We start from the raw sequence: 645 nt of genomic DNA on the forward strand, positions 1-645 counted from the left end.
AGCCCCTGGTGGTGACCGACACCGGCCTGCTGCCGGCGCTGGAGGCGCTGATCGAGCCGCACACCCGCGGCGATCCGGTTTCTCCGCTGCGCTGGACCACACTGTCGCTACGCACCTTGGCCGCGGCACTGACCGACCAGGGCCACCCGGTTGGCGCCACGACCGTCGGGCACCTGCTGCACGCACAGGGATACCGTCTGCAAGGCACCGCCAAAACCAACGAAGGCGTCTGCCATCCAGACCGCGACGCGAAGTTCGCACACATCAACGCCACCGCCACCGCCCTCCTCGACGCCGGACAGCCGGTCATCAGCGTCGATACCAAGGCCAAGGAGTGGATCGGCAACCGCGACCGTCCCGGACGCACCTGGCGTCCGGGCAAGAGCCCGGTCAAGGTGGACTGCCACACCTTCGTCACCGACGATCATCCGGTGGTCATTCCCTATGGGATCTATGACATCGCCACCAACACCGGCTGGGTTAACGTCGGAACCGACCACGTCACTGCCGAATTCGCGGTGGAATCCATCCGCCGCTGGTGGCGGCACTGCGGACGGCAGCAGCACCCGGACGCGACCCGGCTGCTGATCACCGCGGACGCCGGTGGCTCCAACGACCCCCGCCGCTGGACATGGAAGAAGTACC

The 645-nt window shown here is 67.4% G+C and carries 1 protein-coding gene; it reads left to right on the forward strand.

All coding sequences use genetic code 11. The annotated features are described in order from the left end of the window. Positions 1 to 645, forward strand: a 645-nt coding sequence (locus IU459_RS37460; protein ID WP_195134298.1) for an ISAzo13 family transposase, incomplete at both ends; no start/stop codon positions are given.

Source organism: Nocardia amamiensis, from assembly GCF_015477605.1.
Classification (GTDB): domain Bacteria; phylum Actinomycetota; class Actinomycetes; order Mycobacteriales; family Mycobacteriaceae; genus Nocardia; species Nocardia amamiensis_A.